Here is a 16,978-nt window from a genome sequence, read left to right on the forward strand (position 1 = left end):
TTACCGCCGGGTGTTCCGCTTGCCCGACGGACGTCCGGTCCGGGATTCCGGACGTGCGCCCGGTGCCGGCTTGGCCGGTGCAGGTGCGGCGACGGCCGATGCCGACACGGCCCTGTCATCGGCGTCGTCGGCCTCAGAGGTCGCGGCGGTGTCATTGGTGGCCGTCGCCGGCTTGGCGCCCCGCTCCCGGCGGTTGAGCACCTTCTTGGTGTGCTTGCGCACCAGTTCGGTGCGTTCGCGCAACGAGACGAGCAGCGGCGTGGCGAAGTAGATCGACGAGTACGTACCGACGATGACGCCGACCAACTGGACCAGAGCCAGGTCCATCAGGGTTCCGACGCCCAGGAGCCATACCGCGACCACCATCAGCGCCACGATCGGCAACACCGAGATCAAGCTGGTGTTGATCGAACGCATGAATGTCTGGTTGACGGCGAGGTTGGCCTGCTCGGCAAAAGTTCGGCGAGTGGTGTGCTCGAAGCCGTGGGTGTTCTCCTCGACCTTGTCGAACACGATCACCGTGTCGTACAGCGAGAAGCCCAGGATCGTGAGCAGACCGATCACGGTGGCCGGGCTGACCTCGAATCCGACCAGCGAATAGATCCCTGCGGTCACGACGAGGTCGAACACCAGGGTGGCCATCGCGGCCATCGCCATGTAGCGCTCATAGCGCCAGGCGATGTAGATCGAGGCCAGCACGACGAACACCACGAGCGCAATCAGCGCCTTGTGGGTGATCTGGCCGCCCCAGGTCTCCGACACCTTCGAGTCGCTGATCGCCTGTTCGCTGGGCTGGCCGTCACTGCCCTTGGGGTGGAACTCGTCGAACAGCGCGGTGCGCAACTGTGCGATCTCGGGTTCCGACAGTGTCTCCGAACGGATCTGGACCGTTGCCGAGGCGCCGCTGCCGACCAGCACCACCGACTCGGGCGTCCGGTTCAGGGTCTTGCTGTAGACATCCTCGACCTGTTGGACCGAGACGTTGCCCCCGGAACCGGCCGACGGCATCGACACCTTCGTGCCGCCCTCGAAGTCGATCCCGAACGTGAACCCGCGCAGCACCATGCTGGCGATACAGATCGCGACGATGATGCCGCTGACCGCATACCAGAGCTTGCGGCGACCGATCACCTCGAAGGCACCGGTGCCGGTGTAGAGGCGGACGAAGAATCCGTGCTTGGGCAGTGCCGCAGACGTGGATTCGATGCTCGGCGTCTCCACCGAGGTGTCCTTCACGTCCTCACCGGTGGTGTCATTCTTTGCTGCCATCTGCTTATCCCCGTCCCGAGGTCGCATGCGAAGCCTCCCGGCGTTCCCGCGCGATCTGCTGCACCGCGCCGAGGCCGTTGAGGGAAGGTTTTGCCATCGTCGGGGACTTGGACGCCAGGTACACCAGCGGCCAGGTCACCAGGAACACCACCACGATGTCCAGGATCGTGGTCAGCCCCAACGTGAACGCGAAGCCCTTGACCTGACCGATCGCCAGGAAGTACAGCACCGCGGCAGCCAGGAAGGTCACGGCGTTGCCGGACACGATCGTCTTGCGGGCACGTGCCCAACCTCGGGGCACCGCCGACCGGAAAGATCTGCCCTCGCGGATCTCGTCCTTTATTCGCTCGAAGAACACCACGAAGGAGTCCGCGGTGGTGCCGATACCGATGATCAGACCGGCGATGCCGGCCAGGTCCAGCGTGTAGCCGATATAGCGGCCGAGCAGCACGAGGATGGCGAAAACCACCGCGCCGGCAGCGATCAGCGACAGCGCCACCAACAGGCCGAGCACCCGGTAGTACAGCAACGAGTACAGCAGCACCGCCGCAAGACCAACCGCGCCTGCGATCAGACCGGCTCGCATGGAGGACAGGCCCAGGGTCGCCGAAACGGTCTCGGCCTCCGACGACTCGAACGACAGCGGCAGCGATCCGTACTTGAGCACGTTGGCCAGTTCCTTGGCCGTGTCCGCGTTGAACTGACCGGTGATCTGGGTGTTGCCACCGGGAATCGCTTCCCGGATCTCGGGTGCGCTGACCACCTGCGAGTCCAAGGTGAAGGCGGTCTGAGTGCCCACGTTCGCCGCGGTGAACTCGGCCCAGGTCTTGGCTCCCCCACTCTTGAAGGTCACGTCGACGACGTACTGGCCCTGCTGCTGGTCCAGGCCCGAGGAGGCGGTCTCGATCTCTTCACCGCTCATGATCGACTTGCTGAGCAGGTACACCGTCTGCCCGTCTTGCGAGCACGTGATCAACGGCAGGTTCGGATCGTCGTTGCCGGCGAGTACATCTTCTTCACCGCAGCGGGTGGCTTGGTACTGAAGCGCCAGGATCTGGATCGACGGGTTGGTGCTCTGCCGCAGTTCCTTCTCATCGGAAATACGCTGCGCCAGAGCAGCCTTGGCATCACCGGGCTTGGGCTGTTGCGGAGCCGGTGCGGGTGCCGGTGCGGGAGCGGGTGCCGGGCCGGGCTCACCCGGGGCCGGGGCCGGAGTCGGTTCACCCGGAGTGGGTGCCGGGTCCAGCGGGTAGGGCCGCGGCTGGGGCGCCGGGACCGGCTCACCGGCCGGAGGCACCGGCTGCTCGCCGGCCGGCGGTACCGCCGGAGCCTCACCGGGCGCGCCCGGCTCGAGGCCTGGGACCGCACCGGGAAGCCCCGGCACAACGCCCGGAGCCGCAGGTGCACCCGGAGCCGCGGGGGCGCCCGGGGCGCCTGGAGCCGCGGGGGCGCCCGGTTGCTGTCCCTGCGCGGCCGGCGGCTTGGCGGGCATCGAGTGCACGACGGGCCGGATGTACAGGCGGGCGGTCTGGCCCAGGTTGCGGGCCTCGCTGCCGTCATTGCCGGGAACGGTGATCACCAGGTTGTCGCCGTCGATGACGACCTCCGAGCCCGAGACGCCGAGACCGTCCACGCGGGCACTGATGATCTGTTGGGCCTGATTGAGTGCTTCTCTGGTCGGCGTCGAGCCGTCCGGGGTGCGCGCCGTCAGCGTCACCCGGGTACCGCCCTGCAGGTCAATGCCTAGTTTGGGCTTCGCCTGCTTGTCGCCGGTGAGGAACACCAGCAGGTAAACGCCGACCAGAAGGGCCAGGAAGAGCGACAGGTAGCGCGCAGGACGCACCGGCGCCGAAGACGATGCCACGTTTCTAGGGTCTCCTCGAGATCAGTTCGTCAGCACGGCAAAGGGTACGTGCTTGTCCTGGGTGCTCTGCGGTCAGTCTTTCTTGAAGCCGTCGGCATCGGTGACACCGGCGCTCTCGGTCAATTCGGTCGCACCCACCGCATCGTCGAAATCGTCGTCGGTGTCCTCTTCGATGCGATCGCGCACCGCGAGCTTCATCCAGGTGGTGACGACACCGGGAGCGATCTCCAGGTCGACGTTGTCGTCGGTGATACCCGTGATCGTGGCCTGCAGGCCCGAGGTGGTGTGGACGCGATCCCCGATCTGCAGGGAATTGTGCAGGTCGATGGTTGCCTGCATGGCCTTGCGCTGACGACGCGACGCGAAGAACATAAACGCGCCCATGACGATCAGCAGGGGCAGGAAAATGACGAGATCCATGTCAGTTATGTCTTTCGTGTTGTGTCAGAAGTCAGGGCGACCGAGGCCACGATACCGCCGCCGACCCGGACCACCCCATTCGCCGCCGACAGGCGGATATGACGACTAGGCTCGAAACGCGTTCTTTCCGGCGCCGCCCTTGGAGAATTCAGGAGGCTGTGTTGAGTCATCCCGAGCAGAGCCGCCATCTGGCCACCACCATCCCGGGACCGAAATCTGAGGCTTTGAGCGGCCGGAAGATGGCCGCTGTCGCCCGTGGTGTCGGCACCACCATGCCGGTGTATGCCACCCGCGCCGGCGGCGGCATCGTCGAGGACGTCGACGGTAATCGGCTCATTGATCTGGGCTCGGGCATTGCCGTCACCACCATCGGCAACTCCTCGCCGCGGGTGGTCGAGGCGGTGGCCGCACAAGCCGGCAACTTCACCCATACGTGCTTCATGGTGACGCCGTATGAGCGGTACGTCGCGGTCTGCGAGCACCTCAACCGCCTCACGCCGGTGCACGGCGAGAAGCGTTCGGCCTTGTTCAATTCCGGTTCCGAGGCCGTCGAGAACGCCGTCAAGATCGCCAGGTCCTACACCCACAAGACCGCCGTCGTCGCCTTCGACCACGCCTATCACGGGCGCACCAACCTCACGATGGCGCTGACCGCCAAGGCCATGCCCTACAAGCACGGCTTCGGCCCGTTCGCCCCCGAGATCTACCGGGCGCCGTTGTCCTACCCCTATCGCGACGCCGAGTTCGGCAAGGAGCTGGCCACTGACGGCGCGCTGGCGGCCAAGCGGGCCATCGACGTGATGGAAAAGCAGATCGGCGCGGACAACCTGGCAGCGGTGATCATCGAACCAATCCAGGGCGAGGGCGGGTTCATCGTCCCGGCCGACGGCTTCCTGCCCGCCCTGTTGGGGTGGTGCCGCGACAACAACGTGGTGTTCATCGCCGACGAGGTGCAGACCGGGTTCGCCCGGACCGGCGCCATGTTCGCCTGCGAACACGAGGGCATCGATCCCGATCTCATCGTGACCGCCAAGGGGATCGCCGACGGCCTGCCGTTGTCGGCGGTGACCGGCCGCGCCGAGATCATGGACTCGCCGCATGTCTCCGGGTTGGGCGGCACCTACGGCGGCAACCCGATCGCCTGCGCGGCGGCGCTGGCCACCATCGAGACCATCGAGGCCGATGGGTTGGTCGCCCGGGCCCAGCACATCGAGGTGCTGATGAAGGACCGACTGGGCCGGTTGCAGGCCGAGGACGACCGCATCGGCGACGTGCGCGGCCGGGGAGCGATGATCGCCGTCGAACTGGTCAAGGCCGGCACGACCACGCCCGACCCGGAGCTGACCAAGGCACTGTGCGCCGGCGCCCATGCGGCCGGGGTGATCGTGCTGTCCTGCGGCACCTACGGCAATGTGCTGCGCTTCCTGCCGCCGTTGACGATCAGCGACGAACTGCTGATCGAGGGGCTCGACGTACTCGAGCTGATCCTGCGCGACCTCTGACGTATCGCACACATCAATGTGCGTGGGTGTGACGCCGGCCGAACATTCCGCGCCACTTCCGCTGTGGCGGCGCAGTAAGGGATTCGGTCGGCGGCGCGGCGGCGACCGCGACAGGTTCGGCGGGTCGCCGCACGTATTCGACGTCACGCACGGTGCGGACCGACAGTCGGCCCAGCGCGACGGCTCCCAGAAACACGATCAACGCCCCGAGGCCTGAGAAGTAGGCCAGCTCGAGGCTGACGCGTTTGGCGTCGGTCACGGCGATCGGCATCCCGGCGTCGCCGATGCCCAACGGCCCCGCGAGCGCCCGGCCGATTACGAACCACGCTCCGCCGAGTACAGCCAGCCATGCGCCGAAATGGGCCGTGGCCCGGTTACCCGAAACCAGCAGGAGCAGGCCGCCCAGCGCCGTGACGGCGCCCGGAAGCACCTCCAACCACCCGCGCGCCGACGTCCACACCCAGTCCTGATCCGGCGTGAAGGCGAAGTCGAAGTACGGTCCCACGAACGGGATCAGCGCACCCCAGATCCCGAGCAACACCAGCAGAAACCCGCTGGCAGCCCCGCGGCTGCGTGGCATGCGCAGACGGCTGCCACGGGTATCGAATTCGGTCATGATGCCTCCTTTGACACCCCGGTGGGTACCCCAAACTCAGCGGCAGTAACGGCCCTACCCAGACAGCGCTCAGGCACGGCCAGACTCACAGCACATTGACAGCGCGGCAGTCGGTTTTCTGGAAATAAGTTTAGTTTCACTAACGTAGTAGTCCGATAGCGCAACGTCGCGCCGGTGACTAATTCCGCTATCTGCAAAGAGGGTTGTTCGATGCCGTTTGATACCCGCGAAGACCTGTGCGCCCGTCCCACATCGGAGCGGGGCGGGCGCACGGCGGGGTGACGCATCTCGCAGCCCCAGAACTGGAATGTCGAAATATAATTAGTTTTACTAACGTAGTAATTCGTAGGCACGGCAAGCGTGCCGACCATAGTTATCTTGATTTGCTCAGGGGACCTGATATGACCACCGAAACACGCGAGGACCGGCTCCAACGCCGCATCACGCGCCTGCAAGAGACTGATTCCCAGTTCGCCGACGCCTACCCCAGCGACACCGTCAACGCCGCCGTCGGCCAGCCCGAGATGCGGCTGCCGGCCGTCGTCAAAGCGGTGCTCACCGGGTACGCCGATCGCCCCGCGCTCGGACAGCGGGCCGTCGACCTCGTCACCGATGCCGCCGGCCGCACGTCGGCCCAGCTGCTCCCCCGCTTCGAGACCATCACGTACCGCCAGCTGGGCGACCGCGTCCAGGCCGTCACGAATGCGTGGCACAACCACCTGGTGAAGCCCGGCGACCGCGTCGCCATCCTCGGCTTCACCAGCGTCGACTACACCACCATCGACACCGCGCTCATCGAACTCGGCGCCGTGTCGGTGCCGCTGCAGACCAGCGCCCCGGTCAGCACACTGCAACCGATCGTCACCGAGACCGAACCGGTTGTGATCGCGGCAAGCATCGACTTCCTCGACGACGCAGTCGAATTGGTCCGGTCCGGCCCCGCGCCCCGCCGCCTCGTGGTGTTCGACTACCTTCCCCAGGTCGACACTCAGCGCGAGGCCTTCGACGCCGCCAAGGCGGCCCTGTCGGATACCGATGTGGTCGTCGAGCCGTTGACCGACGTCCTGGACCGCGGCCGCTCACTGGCCGATGCACCGCTCTACACCCCGGACCAGGCCGACCCGCTGGCCATGCTGATCTACACCTCGGGCAGCACCGGCACCCCCAAGGGTGCGATGTACCCGGAGAGCAAGGTCGCCAACATGTGGAAGCTCGCCGCCAAGGCCAATTGGGACCCGCAGCAAGCCGTGTTGCCCGCGATCACCCTCAACTTCATGCCGATGAGCCATGTCATGGGCCGCGGCATCCTGATCGGCACCCTGAGCTCGGGCGGGACCGCGTATTTTGCTGCGCGCAGCGACCTTTCGACCTTCCTGGACGACCTCGCGCTGATCCGGCCCACCCAGCTCAGCTTCGTGCCGCGGATCTGGGACATGCTGTTCGGTGAGTACCAGAGCCGCCTCGACCGCGCCGGCGGCAACGAAGACGCGGTGCTCACCGAGGTCCGCGAGAAGCTGCTCGGCGGGCGGTTCGTCTCCGCGATGTCGGGTTCCGCACCGATCTCTGCCGAGATGAAGGCGTGGGTGGAACGCCTGCTGGACATGCACCTGCTGGAAGGCTACGGCTCGACGGAGGCCGGTTCGGTCTTCGTGGACGGCCAGATCCAGCGTCCGCCGGTGATCGACTACAAGCTCGTCGACGTTCCGGATCTGGGCTACTTCCGCACCGACCGACCGCACCCGCGCGGTGAGCTGCTGGTGAAGTCCGAGCAGATGTTCCCCGGGTACTACAAGCGTCCGGAGATCACCGCCGAGATGTTCGACGAGGACGGCTATTACCGCACCGGTGACATCGTGGCCGAACTCGGACCGGATCACGTGGAGTACCTCGACCGGCGCAACAACGTGCTCAAGCTTTCACAGGGCGAGTTCGTCGCCGTGTCCAAGCTGGAGGCGGCCTTCGGGGACAGCCCGCTGGTGCGGCAGATCTTCATCTACGGCAACAGCGCACGCTCCTACCTGCTGGCCGTGGTCGTGCCCACCGATCCTTCCGTGTCGAAGCAGGCGATCAACGACTCCCTACAGGACGCGGCACGTGCGGCCGGGCTGCAGTCGTATGAGGTGCCGCGTGATTTCATCGTGGAGACAACGCCTTTCAGCCTGGAGAACGGCATGCTGACCGGTATCCGCAAGCTGGCCCGCCCCAATCTCAAGAACCACTACGGCGACCGGTTGGAGCAGCTGTACAGCGACCTGGCCGCAGGTCAGGCCAACGAGTTGAGTGAACTGCGGCGCAGCGGCGCCGACGCCCCGGTCCTCGACACCGTGAGCCGGGCCGCCGGGGCACTGCTGAGTGCCGCGACCTCCGACCTCGCGCCCGATGCCCACTTCACCGATCTGGGCGGAGATTCATTGTCGGCGTTGACTTTCTCCAACCTGCTGCACGAGATCTTCGACGTGGACGTGCCGGTCGGTGTGATCGTCAGCCCGGCCACCGATCTGGCCGGCATCGCCGGCTACATCGAAGCGCAGCGGCACGGATCCAAGCGCCCGACCTACGCCTCGGTGCACGGACGTGACGCCACCGAGGTACATGCCCGCGACCTCACGCTGGACAAGTTCCTCGACGCCGACACCCTGGCCGCAGCACCGTCGCTGCCCAAGGCCCCGGCCGAGGTTCGCACCGTGCTGCTCACCGGCGCCACCGGCTTCCTAGGCCGCTACCTGGCCCTGGAATGGCTCGAGCGCATGGACCTCGTCGACGGCACGTTGATCTGTCTCGTCCGCGCCAAGAGCGACGCCGAGGCCCGCACGCGCCTCGATGCCACCTTCGATGTGGGTGACCCGAAACTGCTTGCCCACTACCGGGAACTGGCGGCCGACCACCTCGAGGCGATCGCCGGCGACAAGGGCGAAGCCGATCTGGGTCTGGACCACGACACCTGGCAGCGATTGGCCGACGACGTCGACCTGATCGTCGACCCGGCCGCACTGGTCAACCACGTGCTGCCCTACAGCCAGATGTTCGACGCGAACGCGCTCGGCACCGCCGAGCTCATCCGCATCGCGCTCACCACGAAGATCAAGCCGTTCGTGTACGTTTCGACGATCGGTGTGGCCGGGGGCATCAAGCCCGGCGACTTCGTCGAGGATGCCGATATCCGGGTGATCAGCCCGACCCGGCAGGTCGACGATTCCTACGCCAACGGCTACGGCAACAGCAAGTGGGCCGGCGAGGTCCTGCTGCGGGAGGCGCACGATCTGTGCGGGCTGCCCGCCTCGGTGTTCCGCTGCGACATGATCCTGGCCGACACCACCTACTCCGGCCAGCTCAACCTGCCCGACATGTTCACCCGGCTGATGTTCAGCCTGGTGGCCACCGGCATCGCACCCGGATCGTTCTACGAGCTCGACGCTGACGGCAACCGCCAACGGGCCCACTACGACGGGCTTCCGGTCGAGTTCATCTCCGAGGCCATCTCGACGCTGGGTGTGCACGTCACCCAGGGGTTCGAGACCTACCACGTGATGAACCCGTACGACGACGGTCTCGGACTCGACGAGTTCACCGACTGGCTGATCGAGGCCGGCTACCCGGTGCACCGCATCGACGACTACGGCCAGTGGTTGCAGCGCTTCGACACTGCGCTGCGCGCCCTTCCAGACAGGCAGCGTCAGGCCTCACTGTTGCCGCTGCTGCACAACTACCAGCAGCCGTCGTACCCGTTGCTCGGCGCAATCGCGCCGACCGACCGGTTCCGGGCCGCGGTACAGGAAGCCAAGATCGGGCCGGACAAGGACATCCCGCATGTCACCCCGGCGGTCATCGTGCAGTACATCACCAACCTGCAGCAGCTCGGACTGCTGTAACCGACTTCCCCACCAGGGAAGAATCCCCTGAGCGGCCGCGGTCCTTATCCAGGACTGCGGCCGATCAGTAACTGGCCGCTTGGGTGGAAAACCGCACCTGGACCCACTTTTCCAAATATGTCAGACCCCGCGCATAGACTCGAACATATGTTCGATACGTTCTCGAAAGTGGACCCCACTGCCGGCGAGGCGGCGCTGCGGGATCGCATCGCCGAGCTCGAACGACTCAAGTCGGCCGCCGCGGCCGGCCAGGCGCGTGCCACCGCCGCTCTGGAAACCGCCCGCCATGCCGCAGAAGCCGCGGCCGGGGTATCCATCACCCGGCGGGGCCGCGGGCTGGGCTCCGAGATCGGGCTGGCCCGTCAAGACTCCCCGACCCGCGGTCAGCAACACCTGAGCGACGCCCGCGTCCTCGTCGATGACCTGCCGTACACCCTGGCCGCCCTGGAATGCGGGGCGCTCACCGAGTGGCGAGCAGGATTGATCGCTCGCGAAGCCACCTGCCTGTGCCCCGCCGATCGGCGCCGTCTCGACGAACAACTCTGCGCCGACCCCACGACGCTGATCGGCCTCGGCGACAAACTCATCAGAGGCAACGCCAAAACCATTGCCTACCAACTGGACCCGCAAGCTGTCATCGACCGCGCCGCCCGCGCCCCCGAAGACCGGGCGGTGACGTTTCGGCCCGCCGCCGACGACATGGCCATCGTCACCGCCCTGCTACGCGCGACGGATGCGGCTTCGGTGCGTTCTGCACTCACCGAAGCGGCCGATCGCTGCGCCGACGGGCGCAACCGCGGGCAGGCCATGGCCGATACTTTGGTGGCCCGCGTGACCGGTCGCGATGTCACGGTGCCCGTCCCGGTCGCGGTCAAACTCGTGCTCTCCGACAACACCCTGTTCGGCGGGTCCGCCCATCCCGCGCGCCTGGAGGGCTACGGACCCATCCCTGCCACCATGGCGCGCCGCCTGATCAGCGATGCCGTCGCCGACGACGATTCCTGGGCCACCCTGCGCCGCCTCTACGCCGCCCCCGACACCGGTGCCCTGGTCGCCATGGAATCCCGATCACGACGCTTTCCCAGAGGCCTCGCCCATTTCATCGCCGTGCGTGACGAAATCTGCCGCACCCCGTACTGCAATGCCCCGATACGACACATCGACCACGTAACCCCGCATCACCACCATGGGCCGACCAGCGCCGCCAACGGCGAAGGACTGTGTGAACGCTGCAATTACGTCAAAGAATCACCGGGCTGGCGCGTGGTGGCCACCGTCGACGAGTTCGGCCGCCACTGCACCGAACACATCACCCCCACCGGCGCGGTCTACCGTTCCACCGCGCCGCCACTGCCCGGCGGGATCCGGACACTCAACCGCGAAATCCACGTGGTGACCAACAAGGGCGCCGCTTAGATCAGTAGCGCCGCGGCCAGCAACACGACCGCAATCAGCGGGAATACACCCTGCGTGATGGCTGCCCGCGCCTTGTCCGGCGAGCTGGTCAGCAGCACTGCGGCCGCGGCCAGCATGGAGCCGACGCCGGCAAACACCAGGGCGGCTCCCGCCGCGTTGTGCCCCACACCCATCGCGACGATGCCCACGGCCGTGACGATCGCCAGGAACAGGTTGTAGAAGCCCTGGTTGAAGGCCAGCTCCTTGGTGGCCGTCGCCTCCTCCACACTGATCCCGAAGGTGGCGCGGGTGCGTGGTGACGTCCAGGTCAGCGACTCCATCACGAAGATGTAGACGTGCAGGGCCGCGGCGAGCGCGGCGAACACCAGACCGGCGATGACCATGCGGTCTATTCAAACAGCCCGGTCTGCCCCAGTCCGGTGATCGGCGGTTGCATACCCAGATGTGTCCATGCCAGCGGCGTGGCCACCCGGCCCCGGGGCGTGCGGGCCACCATGCCGGCACGCACCAGGAAAGGCTCGCAGACCTCTTCGACGGTGGTGGCTTCCTCCCCCACCGCCACGGCCAAGGTCGACACGCCGACCGGACCGCCGCCGAAACTGCGGGTGAGCGCCGACAACACGGCACGATCCAGGCGATCGAGCCCGAGTTCGTCGACGTCGTAGACCTCCAGCGCAGCCTTGGCGATATCGCGGGTGATCACCCCGTCCGCGCGGACCTCCGCGTAGTCCCGTACCCGGCGCAGCAGCCGGTTGGCGATGCGGGGCGTACCCCGGGAGCGTCGGGCGATCTCGGTACCGGCCTCGCTGCCCAATTCGATGCCGAGGATGCCGGCCGACCGGGCCAGAACCCGCTCGAGTTCGACCGGTTCGTAGAAATCCATGTGCGCGGTGAAACCGAACCGGTCACGCAGCGGACCGGTCAGAGCCCCGGATCGGGTGGTCGCCCCCACCAACGTGAAGGGTGCGACTTCGAGCGGGATCGACGTGGCCCCAGGGCCTTTCCCCACCACCACGTCGACGCGGAAGTCCTCCATCGCCAGATACAGCATTTCCTCGGCCGGCCGCGCGATGCGGTGGATCTCGTCGATGAACAGCACATCGTGCTCGACGAGGTTGGACAGCATCGCGGCCAGGTCACCGGCCCGCTCCAGCGCGGGACCGGAGGTGAGCCGCAGCGAGGAGCCCAGCTCGGCGGCGATGATCATCGCCAGCGAGGTCTTACCCAGCCCGGGCGGACCCGACAACAGGATGTGATCGGGTGTGCCACCGCGGTTCTTGGCGCCCTCAAGGACCAGTTGCAGCTGCTCTCGGACCCGGGGCTGACCGATGAACTCCCCCAGCGAGCGTGGGCGCAGGCTGGCGTCGACATCGCCCTCACCGACGGTCAGCGCCGGTGAAACCTCCCGATCGTCGGGCTCCTCGGTATCGTCGAAGCGGCCCATTACTTCTTACCCAACATGGACAGCGCCGCCCGCAGCGCGGACGCCGTGGTGGCCTCCGGATCATTGGCCAGCACCTTGTCGGTGGCCTCCTCGGCCTGCTTGGCTGCAAAGCCAAGTCCGACAAGGGCTTCCACCACCGGTGCCCGCACCGCGTGACCGATCGCCGCACCGATGGCCCCCGGAGTGACCGGCCCGATCTTGTCGCGCAGTTCGAGCACCATACGTTCGGCACCGCGTTTGCCGATGCCGGGAACCCGGGTCAACGCCGTCACGTCTCCGTCGGCCAGCGCCTGGCGCAGAGCCTGCGGGTCGTAGACCGCGAGCGTCGCCAATGCGATCTTCGGGCCGACGCCCGATACCCCCAGCAGTGTGAGGAACAGGTCGCGGGCCTCACCGTCGACGAACCCGTACAGCGTCATCGAATCCTCGCGCACGATCATCGCGGTGATCAGCCGCGATTCGGTACCGCGGCGCAGGTTGGCCAGGGTCGACGGGGTCGCCATCACCTTGTAGCCCACGCCGGCGGCCTCGATCACGGCATGGTCGAGAGCGATGTCGATGACCTCACCGCGCACCGACGCGATCATGCCCGGGCCGCCTTCGCCGTGGCCTTCAACCGGGCCTGGTATTTGCGGCGCTGTTCGGCGGCCATCGCCTCGGCGGCGGCCATCCGCTCGATCATCGGGGCGCGCCAGCAGTGGCAGATAGCCAGGGCCAGCGCGTCGGCGGCGTCCGCCGGGGTCGGCTTGGCTTGCAGCGCAAGAATTCTGGTGATCATCTCGGTGACCTGAGCTTTGTCGGCGCGGCCATTGCCGGTGACTGCCGCCTTCACCTCGGAGGGGGTGTGGAAGTGCACCTCGATGTCCCGCCGGGCGGCGGCGAGCGCGATCACCCCGCCGGCCTGGGCCGTACCCATCACGGTGGAAACATTCTGTTGAGCGAAGACCCGCTCGATCGCGATCACGTCGGGCCGGTGAGTGTCCATCCAGTACTCGGCCACGTCGCTGATCTCCAGCAACCGCTTCTGCAGCGGTGCGTCCGCCGGGGTGCGCACCACGTCCACATCCAGCGCGGTGACCTGCCGACCCTTGCCACTCTCGACCACCGACAGGCCGCAGCGCGTCAACCCGGGATCCACTCCCATCACCCGCACACGAACCCCTTCGTCAGAACACCTGTTCGATAGCCTAGCGCGAGCCGACGACAGCCGGCCGCAGGGACACGCTCAGTCCTCGGCGAATACGCTCACCCCGAGCGTGATCCCCCGGTATTGCGGGCCCAGTGCGCGGCCGGCGGCCAGCAACGGCTCGACGTCGCGCAGCGTGCGGGCCAGGATGAACCCGCCTTCGAGTGCGGCGACGAGCGCCATCGTGACGTTGCGAGCATTCGCGGGGTCGACACCGCGTTGCGCGAAATAAGCTGCACCGCCGTCGAACCACGCATTGAACACGCCGGCCGCCGCGACCCGCAATTCCTCGACTGTGTCGGCGGTTTCGCCCGCCACGGTGCCGACCGGGCACAGGTTCGCAAAGCCGGTGGCGGCCATGTCCGCCGCGGCCTGGGTGAACACTCCCTCGATCGCCTCACCCAGGTCGTCGTACTCGTCGACGATCGTCGGGATGAGCAATCCGTAGGCGGCGCCCGCGTCGACCAGCGCCTCGCGGGCGATCTGGCACTTCCCACCCGGGAAGTGGTGGTAGAGCGAACCGATCGGAGCCCCCGACGCCACCACAATGTCCTTCATCCCGACCGCCGCGTAGCCCTTGTGCCGCATCAGCTCGGCCGCGGCGGTCAAGATCGCCTCCCTCGTAGACCTTGCCATTCAAACCTCCTGCCGACACACTAGAGCATTAGTTCTAGAATCAGCGTTCTAACAATGGGAAGGCCACCATGAAGTCAGTAGACCTGTCCGCTGGAACCGTCGAATACCGCGAGGAAGGCAACCCGACAGGTCCGCCGGTGGTGCTGCTACACGGGCTGCTCATGAACGACACCCAGTGGAGTTCGACGCTGCCCCTGTTGCCCACCGGATTCCGCTATCTGCTGCCGGTACTCCCGATGGGCGGGCACCGCATCCCGATGCGCGAGGACGCCGACCTCAAGATGAACGGGATGCTCGACATCCTCGCCGATTTCCTCGATGCCCTGGACCTGGCCGATGTCACCCTGGTCATCAGTGACTGGGGCGGGCCGCTGTTGCTGACCGATACCGGCCGCGACAAACGGATTGCGCGGTTGGTGATCTGCCCTGCGGAAGCGTTCGACAACTTCCCGCCGGCTCCGGCCGCCAAGGTGCTCTGGCTCGCCACCCGCACCACCGGCACCGTGGCCTTCGCCCTGCGCCAGATGCGGATCAGCTGGCTGCGCAGGCTACCGATGATGTTCGGGCAGATGTCGAAAAAGCCGATTCCCCAAGATGTTTTCGAGGGATGGACCAATGCCGCGCTGGCCGATCCGCGAATTCGCCGCGACCTGATCCGCTACTGCCGCAGCCGATTCGACAAGCCGGAGCTGATCCGGGCCACCAACGCCCTGGCCGATTTCACCGGCCCCGCATTGGTGTTGTGGAGCGACAACACCGTGATGCCCACCGCGCATGGGCAACGGCTGGCCGACCTGCTCCCGAACGGACAGCTCCGACACATCGAGGACGCCCGGGTACTCGTCATGCTCGATCAACCCGAACAGACCGCCTCCGAGATCGGCCGGTTCCTGGCCCAGTGAGCGAACGGGGATACCGTGTCCGAGGGAGGTAGGGACATGCGAGTAGTGATTGCAGGTGGACACGGAAAGATCGCCCTGATCCTCGAGCGGCTGTTGTCGGCGCGGGGCGACGAGGCAGTCGGCCTCATCCGCAACTCGGCCCAGGCGGCCGATCTAGAGGCCGCAGGGGCCAAGGCCGTCGTTGTGGATCTGGAGCAAGCGTCGGTTACCGAGGTGGCCGACGCGGTGCGCGGCGCCGACGCGGTGGTGTTTGCCGCCGGTGCCGGTCCCGGCAGCGGGGCAGACCGCAAACAGACCGTGGATCGCGACGCCGCGATCGTGCTGGCCGACGCCGCCGAGGCCGCGGGTGTGGGCCGGTACGTGATGGTCTCGGCCTTGGCCGCCGACGACCGGTCGCTCGACAAGAACTACGACGAGGTGTTCCTGGCGTACATGCGGGCGAAGTCTGAGGCCGACGCCGACGTGCGGGCACGCACCGGACTGCGCACCACGATCGTGCGACCGGGCGGGCTCACCGACGAACCGGGCACCGGAAACGTCACCATCGCCGAATCGACCGGCCGCGGAAGCGTTCCCCGCGAAGACGTCGCCCGCGTGCTGCTCGCCGTCCTGCATGAACCGGAGACCACCGGACGCACCTTCGAGGTCATCTCGGGCGAGACGCCTATCGACGCAGCGCTGCGCCAGATGCGATGACCGACTTGATCTGAACGATGCGGGCGGTGGTTGCGGCCCATCCGGGCACGGCTTCCTCGGCGACGATCTTGTGGTCACGGCGCACCACGACGATCCACGGCGTGCCGAACAACGAGCGGGCCAGCACCCACAGCGGCAGCAGGAGCAGCAACAGCAGGAACTCCGCGGCCACCAGCAACGCCAACACCAGCGCCGGGATCAACAGCACTATCAGGGCGATGTTCAGCACGATGCTGATGATGTCGTCCCCGTTGCCGAAGGACGTATCGCCAAAACCCCACTCGTCGGGCATCTTTCGACGCGGACGCCAGGGCAACCAACGCCGGCGCACCGTCCATGTGACGCCCTCAGGGTCGAGGACGCTTGCCACTACTCTTCGTCGAGCTGTGCGGCGACATCGTCGGGGATGTCGATGTTGGTGTACACCTCTTGCACGTCGTCGCTGTCTTCCAGCGCATCGACGAGCTTGAGCACCTTACGGGCGCCCTCGAGGTCGACGGGCACGCTCACCGAGGGTTGGAAGCTGGCCTCGGCCGAGTCGTAGTCGATGCCGGCATCCTGCAGCGCGGTGCGTACCGCGACCAGGTCGGTGGGCTCGGCGATGATCTCGAAGGCGTCGCCTAGGTCGTTGACCTCTTCGGCGCCCGCCTCCAGGACGGCCATCAGCACGTCGTCCTCGGTCAGGCCGTTCTTCTCCAGCGTCACCACGCCCTTGCGGGTGAACAGGTAGGCCACCGAACCCGGGTCGGCCATGTTGCCGCCGTTGCGGGTCATCGCGACGCGGACCTCACCGGCGGCGCGGTTGCGGTTGTCGGTCAGACATTCGATGAGCACGGCCACCCCGTTGGGGCCGTAGCCCTCATAGGTGATGTTCTGCCAGTCGGCGCCACCGGCCTCTTCACCACCGCCACGCTTGCGAGCCCGCTCGATGTTGTCATTGGGAACCGAAGACTTCTTGGCCTTCTGGATCGCGTCATAGAGCGTGGGGTTGCCGGCCGGGTCACCGCCGCCAACACGGGCTGCGACCTCGATGTTCTTGATCAACTTGGCGAACATCTTGCCGCGCTTGGCGTCGACGACGGCCTTCTTGTGCTTGGTGGTCGCCCACTTGGAATGGCCGCTCATGCAGGTTCTGCCCTCTTTCCCGGTTAAAACTCC

General features: G+C 66.7%; 16 protein-coding genes. 5 read left to right on the plus strand and 11 right to left on the minus strand.

What is annotated here, in order from left to right; all coding sequences use genetic code 11:
• From secF to yajC, 3 genes are all read right to left on the minus strand, one after another.
• Complete coding sequence (gene secF / locus G6N44_RS05645) at positions 1-1,269, minus strand: protein translocase subunit SecF (RefSeq protein ID WP_163661893.1); 1,269 nt, start codon at positions 1,267-1,269, stop codon at positions 1-3.
• Positions 1,270-1,273: 4 nt separating this feature from the next.
• Positions 1,274-3,133, minus strand: coding sequence for a protein translocase subunit SecD (gene secD, locus G6N44_RS05650; protein ID WP_163661895.1), 1,860 nt, complete (start codon positions 3,131-3,133; stop codon positions 1,274-1,276).
• A gap of 72 nt (positions 3,134-3,205) precedes the next feature.
• Positions 3,206-3,553 carry a preprotein translocase subunit YajC gene (yajC, locus tag G6N44_RS05655; protein ID WP_163661898.1) on the minus strand — a complete coding sequence of 116 codons (348 nt, stop codon included), beginning with the start codon at positions 3,551-3,553 and terminating at the stop codon, positions 3,206-3,208.
• Positions 3,554-3,714: 161 nt separating this feature from the next.
• Here yajC and gabT point away from each other — a divergent pair, with 161 nt between their 5' ends.
• Positions 3,715-5,055 (plus strand): 4-aminobutyrate--2-oxoglutarate transaminase, encoded by a 1,341-nt coding sequence (gene gabT / locus G6N44_RS05660; RefSeq protein WP_163661900.1) that lies wholly within the window; start codon positions 3,715-3,717, stop codon positions 5,053-5,055.
• 13 nt (positions 5,056-5,068) lie between these two features.
• On the opposite strand, the gene G6N44_RS05665 is transcribed toward gabT, so the two are convergent.
• Complete coding sequence (locus G6N44_RS05665) at positions 5,069-5,671, minus strand: hypothetical protein (RefSeq protein ID WP_163661902.1); 603 nt, start codon at positions 5,669-5,671, stop codon at positions 5,069-5,071.
• Between the two features lie 401 nt (positions 5,672-6,072).
• Here G6N44_RS05665 and car point away from each other — a divergent pair, with 401 nt between their 5' ends.
• Both car and G6N44_RS05675 read left to right on the plus strand, forming a co-directional pair.
• Positions 6,073-9,540, plus strand: coding sequence for a carboxylic acid reductase (gene car, locus G6N44_RS05670; RefSeq protein WP_163661904.1), 3,468 nt, complete (start codon positions 6,073-6,075; stop codon positions 9,538-9,540).
• Between the two features lie 147 nt (positions 9,541-9,687).
• Complete coding sequence (locus G6N44_RS05675; RefSeq protein WP_163661906.1) at positions 9,688-10,956, plus strand: HNH endonuclease; 1,269 nt, start codon at positions 9,688-9,690, stop codon at positions 10,954-10,956.
• Here the strand turns inward: G6N44_RS05675 and G6N44_RS05680 are convergent.
• From G6N44_RS05680 to G6N44_RS05700, 5 genes are all read right to left on the minus strand, one after another.
• On the minus strand, positions 10,953-11,339 hold the full coding sequence (locus G6N44_RS05680) for a DUF1304 domain-containing protein (RefSeq protein WP_163661908.1): 387 nt from the start codon (positions 11,337-11,339) through the stop codon (positions 10,953-10,955). The two genes, G6N44_RS05675 and G6N44_RS05680, sit on opposite strands and share 4 nt — an antisense overlap.
• A gap of 5 nt (positions 11,340-11,344) precedes the next feature.
• Positions 11,345-12,400 (minus strand): Holliday junction branch migration DNA helicase RuvB, encoded by a 1,056-nt coding sequence (gene ruvB, locus G6N44_RS05685; RefSeq protein ID WP_163661910.1) that lies wholly within the window; start codon positions 12,398-12,400, stop codon positions 11,345-11,347.
• Complete coding sequence (gene ruvA, locus G6N44_RS05690) at positions 12,400-12,987, minus strand: Holliday junction branch migration protein RuvA (RefSeq protein WP_163661912.1); 588 nt, start codon at positions 12,985-12,987, stop codon at positions 12,400-12,402. The genes ruvB and ruvA overlap by 1 nt, the downstream gene beginning before the upstream one ends.
• A complete protein-coding gene (ruvC, locus tag G6N44_RS05695; protein WP_163661914.1) occupies positions 12,984-13,553 on the minus strand; it encodes a crossover junction endodeoxyribonuclease RuvC in 570 nt (189 codons plus the stop codon). The genes ruvA and ruvC overlap by 4 nt, the downstream gene beginning before the upstream one ends.
• A gap of 72 nt (positions 13,554-13,625) precedes the next feature.
• Complete coding sequence (locus G6N44_RS05700) at positions 13,626-14,222, minus strand: TetR/AcrR family transcriptional regulator (RefSeq protein ID WP_163661916.1); 597 nt, start codon at positions 14,220-14,222, stop codon at positions 13,626-13,628.
• A 68-nt stretch (positions 14,223-14,290) separates the two neighbouring features.
• Here G6N44_RS05700 and G6N44_RS05705 point away from each other — a divergent pair, with 68 nt between their 5' ends.
• Both G6N44_RS05705 and G6N44_RS05710 read left to right on the plus strand, forming a co-directional pair.
• On the plus strand, positions 14,291-15,124 hold the full coding sequence (locus G6N44_RS05705; RefSeq protein ID WP_163661918.1) for an alpha/beta fold hydrolase: 834 nt from the start codon (positions 14,291-14,293) through the stop codon (positions 15,122-15,124).
• 36 nt (positions 15,125-15,160) lie between these two features.
• A complete protein-coding gene (locus G6N44_RS05710; RefSeq protein ID WP_163661921.1) occupies positions 15,161-15,820 on the plus strand; it encodes an SDR family oxidoreductase in 660 nt (219 codons plus the stop codon).
• On the opposite strand, the gene G6N44_RS05715 is transcribed toward G6N44_RS05710, so the two are convergent.
• Complete coding sequence (locus tag G6N44_RS05715; RefSeq protein ID WP_163661923.1) at positions 15,789-16,190, minus strand: hypothetical protein; 402 nt, start codon at positions 16,188-16,190, stop codon at positions 15,789-15,791. The genes G6N44_RS05710 and G6N44_RS05715 overlap by 32 nt on opposite strands.
• Complete coding sequence (locus G6N44_RS05720) at positions 16,190-16,945, minus strand: YebC/PmpR family DNA-binding transcriptional regulator (RefSeq protein WP_163661924.1); 756 nt, start codon at positions 16,943-16,945, stop codon at positions 16,190-16,192. Before G6N44_RS05720 ends, G6N44_RS05715 begins: the two co-directional genes overlap by 1 nt.
• Positions 16,946-16,978 lie beyond the last annotated feature (33 nt).

The organism is Mycolicibacterium alvei (genome assembly GCF_010727325.1).
In the GTDB taxonomy this organism is placed as follows: domain Bacteria; phylum Actinomycetota; class Actinomycetes; order Mycobacteriales; family Mycobacteriaceae; genus Mycobacterium; species Mycobacterium alvei.